At 68.1% G+C, this 20572-nt stretch carries 24 protein-coding genes; 10 read left to right on the top strand and 14 right to left on the bottom strand.

Annotated elements, in window-relative coordinates; all coding sequences use genetic code 11:
* The first annotated feature begins 131 nt into the window (after nucleotides 1-131).
* A complete protein-coding gene (locus ACSR87_RS08950; protein ID WP_004065446.1) occupies nucleotides 132-323 on the top strand; it encodes a hypothetical protein in 192 nt (63 codons plus the stop codon).
* A 62-nt stretch (nucleotides 324-385) separates the two neighbouring features.
* Here the strand turns inward: ACSR87_RS08950 and ACSR87_RS08945 are convergent, their stop codons facing one another.
* Together ACSR87_RS08945 and ACSR87_RS08940 are read right to left on the bottom strand one after the other, a co-directional pair.
* Nucleotides 386-670: a DUF7861 family protein gene (locus tag ACSR87_RS08945; RefSeq protein ID WP_498530232.1), complete on the bottom strand. Its 285-nt coding sequence runs from the start codon at nucleotides 668-670 to the stop codon at nucleotides 386-388.
* Between the two features lie 3 nt (nucleotides 671-673).
* Entirely contained in the window at nucleotides 674-2275 is a 1602-nt protein-coding gene (locus tag ACSR87_RS08940) for a spermidine synthase (protein ID WP_498530231.1), read from the bottom strand.
* A 131-nt stretch (nucleotides 2276-2406) separates the two neighbouring features.
* On the opposite strand from ACSR87_RS08940, the gene ACSR87_RS08935 reads away from it, so the two are divergent.
* The gene (locus ACSR87_RS08935; RefSeq protein WP_498530230.1) at nucleotides 2407-3090 is read left to right on the top strand and encodes a CRISPR-associated protein Cas4; all 684 of its coding nucleotides are present in this window, start codon (nucleotides 2407-2409) and stop codon (nucleotides 3088-3090) included.
* Here the strand turns inward: ACSR87_RS08935 and ACSR87_RS08930 are convergent.
* From ACSR87_RS08930 to ACSR87_RS08920, 3 genes are all read right to left on the bottom strand, one after another.
* Nucleotides 3076-3687 (bottom strand): L-threonylcarbamoyladenylate synthase, encoded by a 612-nt coding sequence (locus ACSR87_RS08930; RefSeq protein WP_498530229.1) that lies wholly within the window; start codon nucleotides 3685-3687, stop codon nucleotides 3076-3078. The genes ACSR87_RS08935 and ACSR87_RS08930 overlap by 15 nt on opposite strands.
* Nucleotides 3688-3778: 91 nt before the next feature.
* Nucleotides 3779-4285 carry a redoxin domain-containing protein gene (locus ACSR87_RS08925; protein ID WP_004045368.1) on the bottom strand — a complete coding sequence of 169 codons (507 nt, stop codon included), beginning with the start codon at nucleotides 4283-4285 and terminating at the stop codon, nucleotides 3779-3781.
* A complete protein-coding gene (locus ACSR87_RS08920) occupies nucleotides 4285-4548 on the bottom strand; it encodes a glutaredoxin family protein (protein WP_498530228.1) in 264 nt (87 codons plus the stop codon). The genes ACSR87_RS08925 and ACSR87_RS08920 overlap by 1 nt, the downstream gene beginning before the upstream one ends.
* A 161-nt stretch (nucleotides 4549-4709) precedes the next feature.
* On the opposite strand from ACSR87_RS08920, the gene ACSR87_RS08915 reads away from it, so the two are divergent.
* Nucleotides 4710-6125 carry a hemolysin family protein gene (locus ACSR87_RS08915; RefSeq protein WP_498530227.1) on the top strand — a complete coding sequence of 472 codons (1416 nt, stop codon included), beginning with the start codon at nucleotides 4710-4712 and terminating at the stop codon, nucleotides 6123-6125.
* 87 nt (nucleotides 6126-6212) lie between these two features.
* On the opposite strand, the gene ACSR87_RS08910 is transcribed toward ACSR87_RS08915, so the two are convergent.
* Genes ACSR87_RS08910 through ACSR87_RS08900 form a run of 3 tightly spaced genes read right to left on the bottom strand, consistent with a single transcriptional unit; the run spans nucleotide 6213 to nucleotide 7898 of the window.
* The gene (locus ACSR87_RS08910) at nucleotides 6213-6488 is read right to left on the bottom strand and encodes a hypothetical protein (protein ID WP_498530226.1); all 276 of its coding nucleotides are present in this window, start codon (nucleotides 6486-6488) and stop codon (nucleotides 6213-6215) included.
* Nucleotides 6485-7684, bottom strand: a complete 1200-nt coding sequence (locus ACSR87_RS08905; protein ID WP_498530225.1) for an inorganic phosphate transporter — start codon at nucleotides 7682-7684, stop codon at nucleotides 6485-6487. The genes ACSR87_RS08910 and ACSR87_RS08905 overlap by 4 nt, the downstream gene beginning before the upstream one ends.
* A 46-nt stretch (nucleotides 7685-7730) precedes the next feature.
* Complete coding sequence (locus ACSR87_RS08900; protein ID WP_008576886.1) at nucleotides 7731-7898, bottom strand: DUF7859 family protein; 168 nt, start codon at nucleotides 7896-7898, stop codon at nucleotides 7731-7733.
* A gap of 96 nt (nucleotides 7899-7994) precedes the next feature.
* Here ACSR87_RS08900 and ACSR87_RS08895 point away from each other — a divergent pair, with 96 nt between their 5' ends.
* The gene (locus ACSR87_RS08895; protein WP_498530224.1) at nucleotides 7995-8960 is read left to right on the top strand and encodes an ArsR/SmtB family transcription factor; all 966 of its coding nucleotides are present in this window, start codon (nucleotides 7995-7997) and stop codon (nucleotides 8958-8960) included.
* Nucleotides 8961-9167: 207 nt separating this feature from the next.
* Here the strand turns inward: ACSR87_RS08895 and ACSR87_RS08890 are convergent, their stop codons facing one another.
* The gene (locus ACSR87_RS08890; RefSeq protein ID WP_498530223.1) at nucleotides 9168-9686 is read right to left on the bottom strand and encodes a metallophosphoesterase; all 519 of its coding nucleotides are present in this window, start codon (nucleotides 9684-9686) and stop codon (nucleotides 9168-9170) included.
* A 133-nt stretch (nucleotides 9687-9819) separates the two neighbouring features.
* On the opposite strand from ACSR87_RS08890, the gene ACSR87_RS08885 reads away from it, so the two are divergent.
* Nucleotides 9820-10764 (top strand): cation diffusion facilitator family transporter, encoded by a 945-nt coding sequence (locus ACSR87_RS08885; RefSeq protein WP_498530222.1) that lies wholly within the window; start codon nucleotides 9820-9822, stop codon nucleotides 10762-10764.
* A 60-nt stretch (nucleotides 10765-10824) separates the two neighbouring features.
* On the opposite strand, the gene ACSR87_RS08880 is transcribed toward ACSR87_RS08885, so the two are convergent.
* The gene (locus tag ACSR87_RS08880) at nucleotides 10825-11850 is read right to left on the bottom strand and encodes a threonine aldolase family protein (protein ID WP_498530221.1); all 1026 of its coding nucleotides are present in this window, start codon (nucleotides 11848-11850) and stop codon (nucleotides 10825-10827) included.
* A gap of 116 nt (nucleotides 11851-11966) precedes the next feature.
* On the opposite strand from ACSR87_RS08880, the gene ACSR87_RS08875 reads away from it, so the two are divergent.
* Entirely contained in the window at nucleotides 11967-13049 is a 1083-nt protein-coding gene (locus ACSR87_RS08875; RefSeq protein WP_498530220.1) for an aminopeptidase, read from the top strand.
* Nucleotides 13050-13338: 289 nt separating this feature from the next.
* Complete coding sequence (locus tag ACSR87_RS08870; protein ID WP_008576870.1) at nucleotides 13339-13491, top strand: hypothetical protein; 153 nt, start codon at nucleotides 13339-13341, stop codon at nucleotides 13489-13491.
* A gap of 5 nt (nucleotides 13492-13496) precedes the next feature.
* Here the strand turns inward: ACSR87_RS08870 and lrp are convergent, their stop codons facing one another.
* On the bottom strand, nucleotides 13497-13955 hold the full coding sequence (gene lrp / locus ACSR87_RS08865; protein WP_004045355.1) for an HTH-type transcriptional regulator Lrp: 459 nt from the start codon (nucleotides 13953-13955) through the stop codon (nucleotides 13497-13499).
* Nucleotides 13956-14081: 126 nt separating this feature from the next.
* Here lrp and glnA point away from each other — a divergent pair, with 126 nt between their 5' ends.
* Complete coding sequence (gene glnA, locus ACSR87_RS08860; RefSeq protein WP_004045354.1) at nucleotides 14082-15452, top strand: type I glutamate--ammonia ligase; 1371 nt, start codon at nucleotides 14082-14084, stop codon at nucleotides 15450-15452.
* Nucleotides 15453-15584: 132 nt separating this feature from the next.
* Here glnA and ACSR87_RS08855 read toward each other — a convergent pair whose 3' ends face one another.
* From ACSR87_RS08855 to ACSR87_RS08845, 3 genes are all read right to left on the bottom strand, one after another.
* On the bottom strand, nucleotides 15585-16550 hold the full coding sequence (locus ACSR87_RS08855; protein WP_004065476.1) for a phosphatase PAP2 family protein: 966 nt from the start codon (nucleotides 16548-16550) through the stop codon (nucleotides 15585-15587).
* 1 nt (nucleotide 16551) lies between these two features.
* Nucleotides 16552-17889, bottom strand: coding sequence for a YihY/virulence factor BrkB family protein (locus tag ACSR87_RS08850; RefSeq protein WP_115891750.1), 1338 nt, complete (start codon nucleotides 17887-17889; stop codon nucleotides 16552-16554).
* A gap of 88 nt (nucleotides 17890-17977) precedes the next feature.
* The gene (locus tag ACSR87_RS08845) at nucleotides 17978-19108 is read right to left on the bottom strand and encodes a tRNA (guanine(26)-N(2))-dimethyltransferase (RefSeq protein WP_498530219.1); all 1131 of its coding nucleotides are present in this window, start codon (nucleotides 19106-19108) and stop codon (nucleotides 17978-17980) included.
* A 144-nt stretch (nucleotides 19109-19252) separates the two neighbouring features.
* Here ACSR87_RS08845 and ACSR87_RS08840 point away from each other — a divergent pair, with 144 nt between their 5' ends.
* Complete coding sequence (locus tag ACSR87_RS08840; protein ID WP_004065483.1) at nucleotides 19253-19597, top strand: SWIM zinc finger family protein; 345 nt, start codon at nucleotides 19253-19255, stop codon at nucleotides 19595-19597.
* Nucleotides 19598-19693: 96 nt separating this feature from the next.
* Nucleotides 19694-20521 carry an HVO_0234 family beta-propeller protein gene (locus tag ACSR87_RS08835; RefSeq protein ID WP_004045348.1) on the top strand — a complete coding sequence of 276 codons (828 nt, stop codon included), beginning with the start codon at nucleotides 19694-19696 and terminating at the stop codon, nucleotides 20519-20521.
* Nucleotides 20522-20572 lie beyond the last annotated feature (51 nt).

Here is a 20572-nt window from a genome sequence, read left to right as displayed (position 1 = left end):
AACTCCTGTGAGATTGAAGTCTAATAGTGGGACTCACGGGATGGGCGACTGCTGTGTTTCAATGACCAAACGAGAACCACGAGACGGCGGCGGGAAGACTTTTGCAACGAGCGGGAAACGTCTCGACTGAGATGTCAATCCAGCCGCTCGATGTCCTCGGCGGGGTCATGTTCCTCGCCGGCCTCGCGGTCGTGACCGGCGTGGTCGCGTCCGCGGTCGCCGCGGGTCAGCGCCTCGGCGTCGGTGCTCTGCTCATGGTGCTCGGAACGGCCGCCGTCGCCGGGCCGCGCATGTATCAAAAAGCCCTCGAAGCGACGAACTAACCGGCATCGCACCCGGTCCGACCCGTTTTTCTGGCCGTCAGGTCGAGTGTGCGGCCGCAGAGTTACCGCCGCTTGGTTCGATACCAGAATCGACAGTCGACGGGCGACTCGCCGGCGTCGACATCGAGTCGGCGGAGAAACAGGTCGCGGACCGCGAAGGTGACGACCAGTTCGACCGAGCCGTCGCCCGCACGTTCGACCGTCTCGTCAGCCGGTCGGTCGCTGCCGGCCGGGCGCGCGCGGACCACCCAATGGCCGTCGCGTTCGACGGCCGACTCGACGACGCCCTCGGTCCAGCGGTCGCGGTCGTGCGTCGGCTCTCTGGCGTGGATTCTGTCGTGGACCATCGCCTACGTCGCCCTCGCGACCGCGCTCCGGGTAGTGGCGTTCCTGTCGGCCGCGCGCTGTTCGGTCTCGTTCGTCCGCTGGATGACGTAGCGTTGGCCGACCATCGGGTCCAAGAGGCTATCGACCGGGGCGCGGTCGTCGGTGAGAAGCGGCACGTCGTCGGTGGGTTCGTCGTTCCGGTAAGAGGTGAGTTCGGCCGCGAGGTCGATGCCGATATTCCGGTTCCGGTTCCGACGTTGTAGCTCCTCGGCGGTCACGAGCGTTTCGTCTTTCGTCGCCACGACCTCGATGTTCTGGACGACGACGCGCCCGGCGGTGGGGAAGCTGTACACCTGTGGATAGACCGACTGTATCGTCTTGTACTCCGCGCGGTAGAACTGCGAGGCCGGGCCGCTGGGCGCGGAGATGACGTTGGCGAACAGGACGCCGTCGTCGTCGAGGCGGTCCGACGTGAGCTGCATGAACTCCTGTGTCGTCAGCTGGAACGGGACCTTGTCTTTCTGGTAGGCGTCGAGGACGATGAGGTCGTACGTCCGGTTCGTCTCCCGGAGATACTGCCGGCCGTCCATCGTGTGGACGTTGAGTCGCGGTGACTCCTCGACGCGGAAGTACTCCTCGGCGACGGAGACGACCTCGGGGTCGAGTTCGACCACGTCGACGGTCACGTTCGGGTACTTTTCCAAGAACACGCGCGGGCCGGTGAACCCGCCGCCGCCGACGAACAGCACGCGGTCGATATCGTCGGACAACAGGAAGGGGACGTGAAAGTACGACGTGTAGTCGAAGACGTGCCGCGTCGGGTCGTCGAGGTCCATCGCGCTGTGGGGCTGGCCGTCGAGGTAGAGCGTCCGCGTCCCGCCCGCGTCGGCGACGCGAAGCTCTTGGTAGGCAGTCTGGGTGTGGTAGACGGTGCTGCCGCGGGAGTCGAGACCGACGCCCCCGGTCACGGACGCGAGGACGAGGACGGCGGCGATGCCGACGCTCCAGACCGCTTCCTCTCGACCGATATCGGGTCGGGCGAGCGCGAGCGCCGTCACGACCGAGACGAGGCCGAAGACGAGCCCGATGTTGGTGACGCTCAGGGACGGGATGAGAACGTACGTGGTGGCGAACGCGCCGATGATGCTCCCGACGGTGCCGACGGCGTAGACGTGCCCCGAGGCCGACCCCACGTCGGTCCGCCCGGAGAGTTCGGCCGCGTAGGGGCTGATGAAGCCGAGGAAGTAGGTCGGCGGCCCGAACAGGAGCGTGATGGCGGGGAGCGACGCGAACCGACTCGGGACGGGGAGGCCGGCGGTCGACTGGATGAACAGGTCGCCGAGGAGAATGACGCCCGCGATGTACGCCGCGGTGCCGATGAAGACGCGGGCGAGCGCGCCGGTCGACGCCTGCTCGGCCTGCTGTCCGCCGCGGTGGTAGCCGAGGCTCAGCGCCGCGAGGAAGACACCGATAATGCTCCCCCACGTGTAGATGCTGCTGCCGAACTCGGGAGCGACCATTCGCCCGGCGAGAATCTCCAGACCCATGCTCGTGACCCCGGAGACGAACACGGCGAGTTCGGGCCGCGTCATCCGGAGCCACGAGCCGGCGGCGGTCGATGCCATGTCAGTAAGCCAAGGGACACGACCGTATTAATTCACGCACGGCGGCGAGCCATATGCCGCCGGCGAACGCAGATGCCGCCGTGCCGCGCATCGTGCGAACCCTCTTACCCGATGCCGGAGCCAGCCCTCCCGTGTCCGCTCTCGTCGCCGCCTCCGACCTCGCTCGCGCCGCGTACTGCCCGCGACAGCTCTACTACGCCCGCCGCGACGACGACCGAACGCCGCCGCCCGCGGTCCGCGAGGTTCGCGCGCTCGCCTTCGACTACCCCAACCTACTCGACGCGACCGATGACGAACTCGCGTCGCGGCCGATTTCGGTGTCGCCCGCGGCGTACCGCGAGCGCCTCGCCCGACTCCGCGAGCGCGACGACTGGGACGCGCTCACCGACCCCGTCGCCCGCGACGAACTCCTCGCGGGCAAGGACTGCCGTGGCGTCGCGCACAAACTCGTTCGCCAATCCGGCGACGAGCGTGACCAGCCGCCGGTTCCCTCGCTCGTCTCGCCGGGCGAGCCGCCCGAGCGCGGCGTCTGGGAGCCCCAGCGCGTCAGGGCCGTGGCGCTGGCGAAGGCGCTCGCGTGGGAGCGCGAGGCACCGGTGCCGCGGGCGCTGGTCGAGTACCCGGCGGTCGGCGTCGTGCGGACGGTCAGGCTCACGACCGGGAACAAGGCGGCCTATCGGCGGGCGCTCCGCGTCGCCCGCGACCTCGATTTCGTCCCGTCGCGGCTCCGCGACTCCGCGAAATGCGAGTCGTGCGCCTACCGGGAGCGCTGCGGCGTGAAAACGTGGTCGTTAGCGTCGCTACTCGGTCGGTGAACCGTCGTCGTCGTGCTCGTCTAACCACGCCTCGATGTCGTCGGCCATCGCGCCGCGGCGGTGGACGACCCCGCGACCGGGGTCGACGACGGTGCTCTCGGTTCCGGGTGTCGTCCCGCCGTCGAGGACGGCGGCGACCGCGTCCCGAATCTCGTCGGAGAGCTGCGAGGGATGCGTGATGCTCCCGGTTCCGGAGCGGTTGGCGCTGGTCGCGGTGACGGGCGTCCCGGCCGCCCGAAAGAGGTCGACCGCGAGTTCGTGGTCGGGGATGCGGACGCCGACGCGGTCTTTCCCGGCGACGAGCGCGTCCGGCAGACTGTCGCGTCGCTCCACGACGACCGTCACCGGGCCGGGAAGGAACCGGCGCATAAAGGCCTCCTCGCGGTCGTCGACCTCGACGAACTCCAGCGCGGCGTCCACGTCGGGGAAGCCGGCGGAAAGCGGGTTGTCTCGGTCGCGACCCTTGATGTCGAAGACGCGTTCGACCGCGTCGGCGTTCGTCGCGTCCGCGCCCATGCCGTAGACCGTCTCGGTCGGGTAGACGACCGCCTCGCCGCGGCGGATGGCGGCGGCGGCACGCTGTACGTCGTCGCTCATGTACGAACCGACGCGCAACGGGCGAAAAAGCGTGACGAAACGGCGATTTCGCGGGCGAATGCGGTCGACGCGGCGAGCGTCGGGAAGCGGCTTACAGGTCGTCGAGGGCGTCGGCGATGCCCTCGTAGTCCGGGAAATCCGGCCACTCCGCGGCGACCCAGCGGTACTGGACCGTCCGCTCCTCGTCGAGGAGGAACACGGCGGGGCGGTGTTCGGTGACGCCGGCCATGCCGTCGAGGTCGTGTTCGAGGTCGTAGTCGGCGGCGACGCCGGCCGCGGGGTCCGAAAACAGGCGGGCGTCAACGCCGCGCTCCGCGAGGAACGACTTGTGCTCGTACGGCGACGAGATGGAGACGCCGACCGTCTGTACCTCGTCGGGGACGCCGCGGTCGCGGAGTTCGTTCCAGACGTACGTCGCGGGGAACGCGCCCGCCATCGTGTGAAACACGAGGAGGACGGGCCCGTCGTCGGTGAGGTCCGAGAGGGCGGCGTCCTCCCAGAACTCCGCGTTGACGAGCGGGCGGGTGAAGTCCGGGGCGGTATCGCCCACGGACGGAGCGTCGTGGTCGGGCAGAGAGACGACGTCGAACTCCGGCATCAAGCTCCCTCCCCGTAGGTGTGTTCGAGGTAGTCGACGATGTTCGCCGACTCGGACATCGTGACGCCGGTGTTGTCGTCGACGATGGCCGGGACCGAGCGCTTGCCCGAGACGCGCTTGACGACGTTCCGGTCGGAGTGCATCGGTTCGACGAACCGCGACTGGTAGGCGAGACCCTGTTCGTCGAGCGTGCGGACGACCCGCTCGCAGAACGGGCACGCTTGCAGTCGGTACAGCGTAATCGCCGGTTGCTCGTCGGACATGGGCGGCTGTTGGGCAGAGCGTCGCCTAAGCCCTTCGCTCGCGGGCATCCGCGCCGCAACATCGGTTCGACGGCCGGACCGGGGAGAGCGAACGACGCGCCGGCCGAGGCAGTGTCGAGGGCAACTCTTAATTCCGGTCCCGCGCAAGACAGTGTAGTTACATGGGTTTGCCGCCGATACAGTTACCTCCAGCCTCGACACTCGCGGCCGCACAGGTCTCGAATATTCCGCTGGACGACACGACGATCACAGTCCTCGGCGTGGCTGCGATTATCGTTCTCGTCGGTCTCTCGGCGTTCTTCTCCTCGTCCGAGATCGCGATGTTCTCGCTCGCGAAGCACCGCGTCGACTCGATGGTCGAAGAGGGGATTCCGGGCGCGGAGCGGGTCAAGTCGCTCAAAGACGACCCGCACCGCCTGCTCGTGACCATCCTCGTCGGCAACAACATCGTCAACATCGCGATGTCGTCGCTGGCGACCGGGCTCCTCGCCGTCCTCGACTTCGGCGCGGGCGAGTCGGTCCTCATCTCGACGTTCGGTATCACCACGCTCGTCCTCCTGTTCGGTGAGAGCGCACCGAAGTCCTACGCCGTCGAGAACACAGAATCGTGGTCGCTCCGTATCGCACGCCCCCTGAAGTACGCCGAGCTACTGTTGCTCCCGCTCGTCGTCCTGTTCGACCACCTGACGCGGCTCGTCAACCGCGTCACCGGCGGGCAGACCGCCATCGAGACGACGTACGTCACCCGCGACGAGATTCAGAACCTCATCGAGACGGGCGAGCGCGAGGGCGTCATCGAGGAGGAAGAACGCGAGATGCTCGACCGCATCTTCCGCTTCAACTCGACTATCGCCAAGGAGGTCATGACGCCCCGCCTCGACATGACCGCCGTCCCGAAGGACGCGACCATCGACGAGGCCATCGAGACGTGCGTGCAGGCCGACCACGAGCGCGTCCCCGTCTACGACGGGAACCTCGACAACATCATCGGCATCGTCAACATCCGAAACCTCGTCCGCGAGAAGTACTACGGCGAACGCGGCGTCGGCATCGCCGACATCGTCTCGCCGACGCTCCACGTCCCCGAGTCGAAGAACGTCGACGAACTGATGGCCGAGATGCAGGACACCCGGATGCAGATGGTCGTCGTCATCGACGAGTTCGGGACCACCGAGGGGCTCATCACCCTCGAAGACATGGTCGAGGAAATCGTCGGCGACATCCTCGAAGGCGACGAGGAAGAGCCGTTCGAGTCGGTCGACGAGAACACCTACCTCGTCCGCGGCGAGGTCAACATCGACGAGGTGAACGAGATGCTCGACATCGAACTCCCCGAAGGCGAGGAGTTCGAGACGCTCGCCGGCTTCATCTTCAACCGCGCCGGCCGCCTCGTCGAGGAGGGCGAGGAAATCAGCTACAACGACATCGTCATCCGCATCGAGCAGGTCGACAACACGCGCATCATGAAAGCCCGCATCCGGACCAACGCGGGCATCGAAGCCGCCGACGGCAACGGCGACGGCGACGACGAGGAAAACGGCGGCGACGAGGAAGCGGAAGTCGAGCCCGACACCTGACCTGACCTGACCTGACCTGACCTGACCTGACGACGCGACGGAGTCGCCACCGCCGACACCCGGTCGAACCCGTTTTCCGACCGCGAGTTATCCGAGGAGCGCAACCGACAGCACCACGAGCACCAGCGACGCCAACGCGAGAAACACCAGTCCGGTCGCGTCGGCGGTGCCGTCACCGAGCCGTCGCGCCCGTCCGCGGAAGCGAATCGCCAGCGCGAACGCGCCGAGGCCGACGGTCCCGAAGGCGAACCCGCGGAGCGAGATGCCGGTCACGACCGCCATCGCGACGTGGTAGACGCCGAAGGCGGCCCAGAGCGCGGACACGAGGGTGGTAAGCGCGACGCGGAGCGCACGGACGTTCACACGCCGAGTACGCTCGACGCGAGCGTAAAGACGCCGTAGCCCAGTCCGAGCGCGAGGGCGAGCGAGCCAATCCACGCGAGAACGGTGTAGAGCATCTTCCGCCCGGAGACCCCCGAGCCGCCGGCGGCGTAGCCCGAACCGATGATGGCGCTGACGATAATCTCGTTAAAGGAGACGGGGACGCCGAGGGCGACGGCGGTCTGGGCGATGGCGAACGAGGGAATCATCGCCGCGATGGAGCGCCGGGGGCCGAGCGAGGAGTAGTCCTGCGCGAGCGCCTTAATCATGCGCGGCGCGCCGGTCCACGACCCCGCGAGGAGGCCCAGTCCGCCGCCGACGAGGAGCGCCGGGAGCGGGACCGCGACCACGTCGAGGAGGGGAACGAGCGGTCCGATGGCGAGGCCGACCTGACTACCGCCGGCAGAGAAGGCGACGAGACCGCCGAGAACGAGCAGGAAGCGCCGTTGGCCGCGAGTCTTGTCGGTCGTCACCCAGCGGCCGACCACGGCGGCGGCGGCGAGCGCGACGAGAAGCGAGGCGGCGACGAACCAGCCCGTCTCGCCGAGGACGCCGAGACCGGTCAGTTCGACCGCGGCGGCCCGGGCGATCGAGGCCGACCCCGACGCGCCGCCGAGGCCCGCGAACTCCATGTTGGCGACGAGCAGGCCGACGAGGCCGGCGAGCGCGGGGACGGTCCACCGTTCTGAGACGCCGTCGGCCCGGAGGAGTCGGGCGGTCGCGTACGACGCCCCGCCGCCGACGAAGGGCGTGAGCACCCACAGCGAGACGATTTGTTGGTACTTCGACCACGCGGGGTCGCCGCCCATGGCGAGGCCGACGCCGACGACCGCGCCGGTGACGGTGAAGGCGGTCGCGATGGGGTAGCCGGCGAAGACGCCGATTGCGACGAGCACCGCCGCGGTGAGGAGCGCGACGACCGCCGCCCCCGCAGTCAGCGTGACGCCGCCGATGAGTTCCGTCCCGACCGCGTTGGTGACGTTCGCACCTTGCAGAAACGCTCCGGCGAAGCCGAGCAGGCCGACGATGAAGCCCGCGCGCATCACCGAGATGGCGTTGGCTCCGACCGCGGGCGCAAAGGGCGTCGACCCAGACGACCCCGCGCCGATAGCCCACGCCATGAACAGGCTGGCGAGCGCGGCGACGACGAACGTGGCGAGCGTCGCGGTGGCTACCACGGGGCTCCCCCCAGGCTGTCGTCGGCGTCGGCTGTTGTCCCGTCCATCAGCGGTGGCGCGCCTCGTCGTACCCCTCGCTCAGTCCGAGAAGCGTCCGACGGATGAGGAGATAGCCGAAGAAGACGAAGAGCAACAACGCGGCGAGCAACCCGACGAACACGGGATTCCCCGCGAGAAAGTCGACGAGACCGTCTACGACCAAAGGGTCGGTCATGTGGGTGGGTTCGGCGGGCACGAGGTATAGCAATTTCGGCGACGGGTCGTGAAAGAATACGAACACTCATGGGAAGCGGTGAGTAACGCCGATTCGATGGCCGACCTCATCCCCTCCAGCCCGGGCGACCCGGACGACGACCGGGACGACCGAGACCCCAAGGTCATCGGCCTCGACAGCGACGAGGCGGACGACCTCCTCGGCGCAATCTCCTCGTCGACCGCCCGGACGGTCCTCGCGTCGCTCCACGAGTCGCCGGCGACGCCCTCCGACCTCGCCGCCGAAATCGACACGTCCCTCCAGAACGTCCAGTACCACCTCGGCAACCTCTCGGAAGCGGGGCTCATCGAAGTCGCGGACACGAGGTACTCCGAGAAGGGCCGCGAGATGAACGTCTACACGCCCGCTGACCGGGCGCTCGTCGTCGTCGCCGGGCGCGAAGACGAGACGAAGGGTCTGAAGGGCGCGCTCACGCGCCTCATCGGCGGCGTCGGCGTCCTCGGCATCGGCGCGGCCGTCGTGAACCGACTCGCCCGTGCCGGGTCGGTGCTTCCGTTCGGTCTCGGAGGCTCGGCCGGCGGCGCGGGCGACTCCGGTGCCGGCCAGAGCGGCGGCTCGGGAGCCGACCTCAACGCGACCCGGACAGCCGATTCGGCTAACGCCACTCCCGCGGCGGCCGAGACGACATCGACCCCGACGCAGGCGGCCACAGAGACGGCGACGACGACCGACGGCGGCGGTGGGTTTAGCATCGCCGAGGCGACCACGACCGCGGATTCGACGACGCAGACCGCGGAAGCGACCCGAACCGCGGTCGAGTCGACGCCGACCGTGACGGAAGCCGCGCAGACCGCGACGGAGACCGTGACCGCGACGCCGACGCAGACGCCGGTTCCGGACACGACGGCCGCGCAGACGGCCACGGAGACCGCGGCGCGGGTCACGTCCGGGTCGGGCGGACTCGCGGAGACCATCGGGACGCTCTCGCCGGGGACGCTGTTCTTCCTCGGCGGGCTGACCGTGCTTCTCGCGTGGGTCGCGGTGGGCGTGCTGCGTGACTAAAACGGCTGTTTGAGCTTACGGTGCGTATTTGATACCGTCACCCGTAGGAGTGAGTGCGAGGTCGCGCGTGGCCCCCAACGACGACGGGGCTGCCATCCGTGCCCCCTGCCCCTCTTCCCGTCGTCTCGCGCGGCCTCGGACTGCCCCCCAACAGACCCGCTCCGGTCTGTTCCCGCTGCTTCTTCCGGCCCTCCACCGGACCTCGTCCTATTCCTCGGGGACGATACGAAACGTCTCGAACGTCTCGCCGTCGACCGTGACGAGTCGCCCGCGGAGGCCGCCGTCCGGCAGTTCCTCCAGTTCCGCGTGCGCCTTGCGGTTGCCCCGCGGTTGGGCGTGGCTTCCCGGGTTGAGGAGCGGAATCGGCCCGGTGCCGTGAAAGCCCGGCCGGTGGCTGTGTCCGAAGATGACCGCGTCGGCCCCGCGCTCGCGGCCGAACATCGACAGCGCGGTGTTCCCGCCGCGGCGGGTGTGAGTCACCGCGAACTCGACGCCGCCGTAGGTGACGTTCCGCGCCGCGGGAATCCGGTCGCGAATCTCGGAGCCGTCGTTGTTGCCGTACACCGCGAGGAAGCTGTCGGCCTCGTCGACGAACGCGTCGAGGACGGACTCGCGCATGAAGTCGCCCGCGTGGACGACGAGGTCGGCCTCGCGGACCGCGTCGAGGGTTCTGTCGGTCAGGCGATGACCGTCCGTGCTGTGGGTGTCGGAGACGACGACGAGCATGCGCGGGGCTAGGGCCCGGAGGGATTGAAACCTACCGACTGCGGCGTCGGTCCGCCCGGCGGCCCGTCGAGGATGGTCCGTCTCTCGATTCGCCGTCGGTAGCTCTATCCGGGCGGGGGGAGTGGCCCACGACATGGCAGGCAGTACGTCCGTCGTCGTCGCCGCGCTCTTCGCGAACGGGGCGATTGCGATTCTCAAGTTCCTCGGCTTCCTCGCGACCGGGAGTCCCTCCATGCTCTCCGAAACGTATCACTCCATCTCCGACACCGGCAACCAGGTGTTTCTCCTCATCGGCATCCGCGACAGCAAGCGCGGCGAGACGCAGTCGCACCCCTTCGGCCACGGGAAGTCGCAGTTTTTCTACTCCTTTCTCGTCTCCGTGATGTTGTTCGGTATCGCCGGCTGGGAGTCGGCCAAACACGGCTACGACGCCCTGATGCATCCCGGCCACGGCGGGGGCGGCGAGGCGCTCGTCCTGCTCGGCTTCGAAATCGAGCCCGTGTTGGTCAACGTCGCCATCCTCCTCGGGGCGATTGCCTTCGAGAGCTACGCCTTCCTGAAGGCGAACGCCGAACTCCGCCGGCAGATAGAAGAATACGAGTGGAGCGGCCTCGTCGAGGCCTTCCGGGAGACGAGCGACGTGACGACGCTCACGGCGTTCACGGAGGACACCGTCGCCCTCGTCGGCGCGGTGCTCGCGCTCGTCGGTATCGGCCTCACCGAGCTCACGGGCAACGAGCTGTTCGACGCCGGCGCGGCGCTCCTCATCGGGATACTGCTCATGGGCTTCGCCATCGCGCTCGCGTGGGAGAACAAACGCCTGCTCATCGGTGAGAGCGTCCCCATGGACGAAGAACAGGCGCTCCGCGACATCGTCAAAAACGACCCGCGGGTCGTCCACGTCGACCACTTCCGCGCGTCCTACGTCGGTCCCGAGAAACTGCTCGTCGCCCTCGACGTGAGCTTCGACCCCGAACTCGACACCGAGGAACTGGACGACCACATCACCGAAATCGAGGACGAACTCAAGGCGGCCGACGACCGGGTCCACTTCGTCTACATCGAACCCGAGTTGTAATCCGAACGAACCGAGTGGGCCGCCACCGGCCGACCGCGACTCACGGCGGCTTCCCCCGACCTACCGCGATTCGACCGCGTCGGCGACGAGGTCGACCGCGCGCTCCACGTCCGCACGCGAGACGTTCAGATTCGTCGTAAAGCGGGTGTGGTACTGGCCGAAGGTTCCGCCGAGGACGCCCGCGTCGTCGCACAGATTCACAAACTCCTCGGCCGTCAGTCCGGCACCCTCGGAGTCGACGACGACGATGTTCGTGTCGGGCGTCGGCACCGACAGACCGGAAACGGCGTCGAGACCCTCGGCGAGGAGCGTCGCGTTCTCGTGGTCGTCGGCGAGGCGGTCGACGTTGTCGAGCGCGACGAGCCCCGGCGCGGCGATGAGACCGGCCTGTCGCATGCCGCCGCCGAACTGCTTTCTGACGCGGACGGCCTCCTCGATGAACGACTCGGGACCGGCGAGCATCGAACCGACTGGCGCGCCGAGCCCCTTCGAGAGACAGAACATCACCGTGTCGACGCGCTCGACCATCGCCGTCGGGTCCTCGTCGAGGGCGACGCAAGCGTTGAACAGGCGCGCGCCGTCGAGGTGGACCGGAATCCCGAGGTCGCGGGCGGCGTCGGCCGCGGCGTCGATATCGGCTTTCGGAACCGCGACGCCGCCGCGGGCGTTGTGGGTGTTTTCGAGACACAACACGCCCGTGCCGGCGACGTGAAGCGACTCCTCGCGGGCGTGGTCGCGGACCTGTTCGGGCGTCGGCGCGGCGCGCTCGCCGGCGTCGTAGGCGCGGACCTGCAAGCCCGACAGTTGGGCGAAGCCGCCGACCTCCCACTTGTAGACGTGCGCCTTCTCGTCCACGAGCGCCTCTTGCCCGGGGTCGGCGTGGACGCGGGCGGCGATTTGGTTGCCCATCGTCCCCGACGGCACGAACAGCGCGGCCTCCTTGCCGACGAGTTCGGCGGCGCGCGCTTCGAGTTCGTTCACGGTCGGGTCGTCGCCGTACACGTCGTCACCGACGGCGGCGTCGCGAGCGGCCTCGCGCATCTCGTCTGACGGGAGCGTGACGGTGTCGCTTCGGAGGTCAATCATGCGCGGAGAGACCGCGCCGACGGAGAAATAATCGGTGGTCCGCGGGGCGTTCTCGGCCGGGGGCGCAATATTTGCGCTTCGAAAGGTGTTTGCCCCGGGGACACACACGACGCGGTATGGACCCGCGCATCCGCGAGCACGCACAAACCATCGTCGACCACTCCACGAGCGTCGAGGCCGGCGACAACGTCGTCGTCTCCGCGCCCTCGGTGGCCGAGGACCTCGTCACGGCCGTCCACGAACTGCTCGGCGACCGGGGTGCGAACGTCGTCGCGATGGACGCGAACCCGCGATTCACCCGCGCGTTCCTCCGCGCCGGCGACGACGACTACGAGACGCCCGAACACATGCTGGCGCTTTACGAGGAGACCGACGTCATCATCCGCGTCCGCGGCGAGACGAACGCCACCGAACAGAGCGACGTGCCGCCGGAGACGAACGCAGCGTACAAGCGCGCCTACAAGCCCGTGCAGGGCGAGATGCTCACGAAGCGCTGGTGTCTCACCCAGTTCCCCGCGAAGGGGAGCGCCCAACTCGCGGGCATGAGCACCGAGGCCTACGAGAACTTCGTCTACGACGCCGTCACCCTCGACTGGGAGGCGCAGGGCGAACTCCAACAGCAGTTAGTCGACATCCTCAACGACGGCGACGAAGTGCGCATCAAGTCGGGCGACGAGACCGACGTGACGATGCGCATCGCCGGCAACACCGCCATCAACGACACGGCCGAACACAACCTCCCCGGCGGCGAGGTGTTCACCGCGCCCGTAAAGGACTCCGTGAACGGCGAGGTCCACTTCGACCTGCCGCTGTACCGGCAGGGCCGCGAGGTCTCCGGCGTCCGCGTCCGCTTCGAGGACGGTGAAGTGGTCAACTACTCCGCCGAGGGCAACGAGGAGGTCTTAGACGGCGTGTTCGACACCGACGAGGGCGCGCGCTACCTGGGCGAACTCGGCATCGGCATGAACCGCAGCATCGACCAGTTCACCTACAACATGCTGTTCGACGAGAAGATGGGCGACACCGTCCACATGGCCGTCGGCTCGGCGTACCCCGAGACGGTCGGCGCGGACAACGAACTCAACGAGAGCGCCGAGCACGTCGACATGATCGTCGACATGTCCGAAGACTCGGTCATCGAGGTCGACGGCGAGGTCGTCCAGCGAGACGGCACGTTCGTCTTCGAAGACGGGTTCTGACCGGACCGCCGGCTCCGCCGGGCAGCGAAAACTCGCAACATTTCATCTCCAGTTTATCGCCCGGTGAATCGGCTCGCGTCGTCCGGGTTTCCAGTCGAAACGAGAGCCTTCGAGCGGTCGTCGGAAACGGCGCGGAGCCGCGGGCGAAACTCGGGCGGAACGCCGGCCGCATCGAGCGACCCTCGCGGGTCTCCAGTCGAGGCGGGTCCCGTCCGGATATAGACAATTCGATGACAACTATACACACACGCCAGTAGATTTATTCCGCCCAGTCGACGAACACGAACCGATGCCAGCGGTTCAGTGCCGGGAGTGTGGACGCGACGTGGCGGTCCACGAGATAGAGACGACGACGAAGACGACGCCCGACGGCTTCGACACGCGATATCGGTGTCCCTACTGCAAGGCGGAGATGCGCGACGTAAAAACGCGAATCGTCTGACGGCGTTACTCTTCGAGGTCGAGGTCGAACTGCTCGTTTTCGGTGACGGCGTTGAGCACGACCGAAGTGTTGGACTCGCGGATGTCCGCGTCGGTGAGCAGTTTCTTGATCTGCGTGTTCATGCCGTCGGTGTCGCGGAACTTGCCGATGGCGATGATGTCGTAGTCGCCGGTGACCTCGTACACCGAAATCATCTGCTTTTCGGCGCGGAGGCGCTCTGTAATCTCGGGGAGCGCGGAGCCCTCGACTTTGAGTTGGATGACCGCGGTCACGTCGTAGCCGAGCGCGTCGTAGTTGACGCGGGGGGTGTAGCCCTCGATGACGCCTTCGTCTTCGAGGTCTCGCAGGTGGTTCGAGACGGTCGTCACCGACACGTCGAGCTCTTCAGCGAGGCTTCGCAGACTCGCTCGACCGTCGCCGAGGAGCGCATTGATGAGCTTCGCGTCGAGGTTTTCGTACGTCATTACATCCAAAGACCGTCCGGGGGCATTAGAATTTTACGAATATCCAATTCTGTGGCGAGGTGCGGGGAATTGCATTAAGCGGAAATGTCTTTATAGTGCGGGTGTTCGAATCGCGTGTTCAGGAAAATGACGGAAGACAACGCACTCACCGACGGCGGCCTGAGCGACGAGGCACAGGCAGTCATCGACGAAATCGAAGAGAAGAACGTCGACTTCCTCCGACTCCAGTTCACCGACATTCTCGGAACGGTGAAGAACGTCTCCATCCCGGCTTCGCAGGCCGAGAAGGCGTTCACCGAGGGTATCTACTTCGACGGTTCCTCCATCGACGGCTTCGTGCGCATCCAGGAGTCCGACATGCGCCTCGAACCCGACCCGTCGACGTTCGCCGTCCTTCCGTGGCGGAAGAAGGAAAACAGCGCCGCCGGTCGTCTCATCTGTGACGTGTTCAACACGTCCACCGGCGAGCCCTTCAGCGGTGACCCGCGTGGCGTCCTCAAGCGCGCTATCGAGCGCGCCGAGGAACTCGGCTATGACGTGAACGTCGCTCCCGAACCGGAGTTCTTCCTGTTCGAAGAAGACGAAGACGGCCGCGCGACGACCGTCACGAACGACGCCGGCGGCTACTTCGACCTCGCCCCGAAGGACCTCGCGTCCGACGTGCGCCGCGACATCATCTACGGCCTCGAAAGCATGGGCTTCGACATCGAAGCTTCGCACCACGAGGTCGCCGAGGGTCAACACGAGATTAACTTCACGTACGACGACGCCCTCTCGACGGCCGACAACGTCGCCACGTTCCGGTCCGTCGTCCGCGCCATCGCGGCCGAACACGACCTCCACGCGACGTTCATGCCCAAGCCAATCCCGCGCATCAACGGCTCCGGCATGCACACGCACATCTCGCTGTTCAAGGACGGCGAGAACGCGTTCCACGACGGCGACGACGAGTTCGATCTGAGCGACACGGCCAAGAGCTTCGTCGCGGGCATCCTCGACCACGCGCCCGCCATCACGGCGGTCGCTGACCCGACGGTCAACTCCTACAAGCGCCTCGTCCCCGGCTACGAAGCGCCGGTCTACATCGCGTGGTCCGACCGCAACCGCTCGGCGCTCATCCGCAAGCCGGCCGCCCGCACGCCGGCCGCCTCGCGCATCGAGGCCCGCTTCCCCGACCCGTCCTGTAACCCGTACCTCGCGTTCGCCGCGCTCATCCACGCCGGTCTCGACGGCGTCGAGAAGGGCCTCGACTGCCCCGACCCGGTCCGCGAGAACATCTACGAGTTCGACGAGGCAAAGCGCGAAGAGTACGGCATCGAGACGCTCCCGAAGGACCTCGGCGGCGCCGTCGACGCCCTCGAAGAGGACGAAGTCATCCAGGAGGCCCTGGGCGACCACGTCTTCGAGAAGTTCGTCGAAGCCAAGCGCTCCGAGTTCAAGGACTACCTCGTCGACGTCTCCCAGTGGGAGCTCGACCGGTACCTCGAGACGTTCTAAGCGTCGCGCACGCCCAACACCGATTTTTCTTTCGCTCCCGCTCGCCGGAGAGCGACAGCCACCGGTATCGCAGTCGGCGAGAAACCAGAGACAACACTACCTAGAACCTGAGCAACACACCGAAACAGGCTCTCAGTCGGCGCGCCGGGTCGCTCCGTTTCCGAGCCCGAGTCGGCCCTGTATCCGCGGCGCGACGAGGATGAACGCGACCACCGCCGCGGTGACGAGCACCGTCACCGGAACCGAGGCGTCGGCAACGTCGACGCCGACCCAGAGGCCGCCCGCGCCGAGGAACGCGACGAGCGCGACCGGCGGCGACAGCGTCGGGAGCGACTCGTGGCCGGCGAGTCGCGTCCAGCCGAGGAGACCGCCGAGCGACCCGCCGAGCGCCGCCGCGGCGTTTTCGGTGTGCCCGGAGAGACCCGTGGCGAACACCACCGCGAGCGCGAGGACGCTGAGGCCGGCCGCGATGGCGAACAGGCGCGCCGGGTCGAGATGGCCGGTCGCGTCGGGGTCGTCCGCGGCGGCGACCACGGACACCGCCTTCAGGAAGCCGAGGCCAAGGAGGACGCCGACGACGATGTCGACACCGTAGTGGACGCCGAGGAAGACCCGCGAGAGCGAGACGATGCCGACGACGACCGCCGCGGCGACGAGCCGGCGGCGACGGTCCCACACGTCGAGAAGCGAGACCGCGGCCCCGTAGACGACGGTCGTCCCGAGGGCGTGGCCGCTCGGGAACCCGAAGCCGTCGTCCGTCGTGAACGAGACGAACAGGTCCGAAAGCGGCGACGGCCACGCGGGCGCGGCGGCGACGGCCGCGGTCGGCGGTCGCGGCAGGGCGAAGCCGACTTTCAGCGCGGTGACGAGCGCCAGCGACCCGAGCGCGAGGCCGACGAAGGAGGCCGCGGTTCGCCGCGGGCGCGCCGTGATTCGGGGCCGACAGAGCCAGTACAGCGAGGTGAACGCGACGAAGAAGAACCACTGGTCTCCGAGTTGGGTGACGAGACCGAACAGGAAGACGAGCGCGTCCGGGGCGTCCGCGAGCACCAACTCCCCGAACCCGCGGGTCTGAAGCGAGAGCGCGGACCGGAACATCTCAGCCGCGGCGTTTGCGGACCGCGTCGATGGCGCGCCCGGGGACGCCGAGGGCGCTCAGGCCGATGCCGAAGATGACGAACAGGACGTAGAGTCCGAGCGTCGATAGGAAGATGATGAGCATGGCGACGACCGCGATGAGGTCCGACTGGAGGTAGTGAAACGCGCCGAGCGTGAGGACGACGCCGTAGCCGAGCACGAGGTAGGGACCCCACCCGCGGGCCTTGCCGCGGCGCATCCGGCGGCGGACGTAGCGCTTCAACTCGGCTTCGAGCTTGGGCTTTTCGACCGTCCGGTCGGTCACGTCGTCCTCGAATGCGTCGAGGTCGGCCCGAAGTTCCTCGACCTGCGATTCCAGCTCCTCGATGTCGGGAGCGCCGCGCGGGGAGACGGACGCGCCGGTCTCCGCGTCGTCGGCGTCCTCCGTCCGCGGCCCATCGGTGTCACCTCGGTCGTCGCTCATATCCGTACGAGCGTCATGTCGGCCTCCCGTATGTTGTACCTGCCGGTCCACTCCGGGCGGTCCCCCCGGCGGGTCACGCGGTTCTGCGGGCGACGCGTCGCCGCCGACCCCCGCGAGGACCGCGTTGACGACCGCGCCGGAAAGCAGGATGAGCCCCGAGAAGTAGAACCACGTCACGAGCAACAGGAGCGTCCCGAGCGCGCCCGCGACCGACGCGCCGGCCACCGACGCGTAGATGCCGAAGCCGACCCCGAGGAGGGTCCAGCCGACGGCCGCGAAGACGGTCCCCGGCACGACCTGTCGCGGCGAGAGGTCGGCGTCGGGGAAGACGTAGTACAGCGGGAAGAACGCCGCACAGAGCGTGAGCAACAGCAAAAGCGGCGAGAGCAGTTGGAGAAACGGCACGTCAAGCAGGCCGAGCAGCGCGGTCAGCACCGCGACGCCGATGGTGCCGACGCCGATGCTGGCGAGGGCGATAGCGCCGTCGCGGAGCTGGTCGAGGAGGCCACCCGCCTCGGAGCCGTAGATGCGCGAGAAGGCGATGTCGAGGCCGCGAAAGAGCTTCAGCGCGCCCCACACCGTCAGCCCGAGGCTCACCGCCCCGACGCTTCCCTGCCCGGTTCGGTCGGAAAGCGCCTCCTCGACGAGGCCCTGGCCCGTCGGAACGAGGTACTGCTCGACGAGCGTCTGGAGTTGCGCCTGCAGTTCCGCGCCGCCGACGGCGGTGGCGACGACGACGCCGAGGACGAGAAGCGGAATCAGCGAGACGAGCGCGTAGTACGAGATGCTGGCCGCGAGAAACGAGATTTCCTTCTCCCGAATCGTGTCGACGACCGCCCGCGCGACGGGAACGGCGGTTCGGATGTTGGCGCTCACGTATCACCGAAACGACACGGGAGGCAAAGAAGCTACCCGCCGAAGCGGCGGTGTGTACCGGTTACGACGCGGTTCGCCGTCGCCCTCGTCACGCCTCGGGGTCGAGCGCGGCGGTCGCCTCGCGTATCTCAGCGACCGTCGCGTCGGTCTTGAACGCGGTGCCGTGGTAGTGGGCGGGGGTGGCGTCGTAGCCGGCGTCGCGGAGGGTTTCGAGGAACGTCTCCATCTTCGAGGCCGACCGGCCCCAGAGCTTACAGAGGCGGTGCTGGTCGAAGTGGGTCGGCGTATCGAGTTCGACCGCGAGCGTGTCGAGGAGCTTTCGGGCGCGTTTCGCGGTGCCGAAGTCCTCTGTCACCTCGTCGCGGACGGCCCCGGCGAACGCCGGTTCGGAGACGGGACCGAGCCAGATGGGGCCGGCTTCGAGAATCCGGGTCGAGTCGCAGTTGGCGCACGCCTCGGGCGGGTGGGCGATGAGCGAGCGCTCGGTCTCGCGGTGGAGGCAGTCCTCGCAGTGGTAGACGAAGCCGGTCGATTCGAGGAGTTCGTCGGCCTTCGTCGCCCGCTCGTCGAGTTCGAGATACGCCCGCGCGTAGTGGCGCGTCGCGTGCGAGAGAATCGGGACGGCGGCCTTGTCGTAGCGGGCGGCGGTGCGGACCATCGCGCCGAGGAGCGTCCGAAGCCCCATCTCGGGGTGGTAGTCGGTGTTCTGCGGGAGACAGCCGTACTTCCGGATGCCGCTTTTCTGGTGTGCGCCGCACAGCGGGGCGGTGTCGGTGGCGGTGACGCAGACGAGGTCGCGGGTGTTGGCGAAGGCGGGGTCCGCGAAGGGCATCGGCGTGCCGAAGGGGTCGAGGTCGACCACGTCGAAGACCTCGTCGTACATGAGGGCGTTGGCGTTGCGGTGGACCGCCTCGCCGCCGTTGCCGGCGCGGTCGAGGTTCGACTGGGCGAGTTCGACGGCGTCGGCGTCGAGGTCGGCGCAGGTCACGTCGTAGCCCTCGGCGGCGGCGCGGACGCCCCGGATGCCCGAGGCGGCCATCGCGTCGAGGTAGCTCTCGGCGCGGGGTTCGCGCTCGCGGAAGGCGCGGAGGACGGCCGCGGTGATGTCCCGGTTCAACTCCTGTGTGGGGTTGTAGAAGACATCGTCGCCGGTCCCCGCTGACGCCCCGTCGCGGGCGTCGGGAACCTCGATTTCGACGCCTCCCTCGCTCACGTGCATACCCGCAGTCGCCCGCGCGGGCGGAAACCGGTTGCGATGCGATTGTGCGGTGCGGTTGTACGACGCGATTGCGACGCGATTGCGGCGGTCGGTCCACCCCGCGGCATCGAATGCGTTTTCACCGCCACCGACGAACTCGGGAGCGTGGATTCGGCCGACGACTGGCGAGCGGCGCTCGCGGAGACCGGGCGACTCTCGCCGCAAATCGTGCAGGCCATCGTCGACGCCCACGGCGACCGGGGCGTCACGGCCATCGAGGCCGTCTCCGAGCGGCGGGTGAAGCGCTACCGCGACTTCGACGTGGTCGTCGGCTACGACGACGAGTACGTGGTCGAAGACCGGGGCTGTACCTGCAAGGACTCCCAGTACAACCTCGACCCCGACGAGGGCGAGCGCTGTTGGCACGTCCTCGCGGTCGACGTGGCCGAGGCCCTCGACGAACTCGACCACCACGACATGTGGTACTCCGACGTGCGGGAGTTTCTGTAAGCACACGGCTCACTCGCGCGCCCGTTCGGCCCGTCGCCGCGCCGCGGGAACGACCACAATCCTTTCCGAACCCCGCCGCGAACCTCGGGCCAACGGATGGCTGATTTCGACCTCTCTATCGACGAAAAGCGGGTGTACGCGGACAAGTCCGGCAAGCAGACGGCGTACGTCGCCGCCGGCGTCGGGGTCGTGACCGTCGACGTCTCCGACGACCTCGTCGGGGGGTTCCGCATCGACCGCCGGTGTACCGCGCTGGACGCCGCCGGGTCGCCCGGGGAAGTCGTCGTCGCCACCGACGAGGACGTGCTGCTCGTGCAGGGCGACGACTACCACGAACTCGACTTCGGCCCCGCGGCGGCCGTCGGCTTCCACCGCAATCGCGTCGTCGCCGCCGACGACTCGGGTCGGGTCGCCCGCTTCGACGAGTCCGGGTGGACCGACCTCGGCGCGGTCGGGGCGGTCCGCGCCCTCGACGGGAGCCTCGTCGCGGCCGACGACGGCGTCTACCGAATCGGTGACGGCGGCCTCTCGCACGTCGGCTTGAACGACGTGACCGACGTGTCCGACCCCGCGGGCCGCCTCGGCGGCGACTCGGGAACCCCGCTCGCCGCGACCGACTCGGGACTGTACGCGCTCGGCAACGGCTGGATGGACGCGCTCGACGGGGCGTTTTCGGCGGTCGCGTCGATGCCGGACGGCCGCGCCCACGCGGTCGGCCCGGACGGCGTCGTCGCGCGCGACGAGGAGTCGGGCGCGTGGGAGGCCGCGCCGATTCCGCTGGACGAGTCGGTCGTCGCGCTCGCCCACGACGCGCGGGCCGCCTACGCCGTCACCGACGCGGGGAGCTTCTGCGTTCGGCTGACCGGGGGCGACTGGCGGACGCAGGTGCTCGGGTTAGAGACGGTCGGCGTCGCGGTTCGCTGACACGCGACGCGGCTGAACGCAACGAAAAGCGGTTTTACCCCCCACGAGAGA

This window comes from Haloferax sp. SDI50, assembly GCF_059802635.1.
This window is presented reverse-complemented; position numbering and strand designations above follow the sequence as displayed.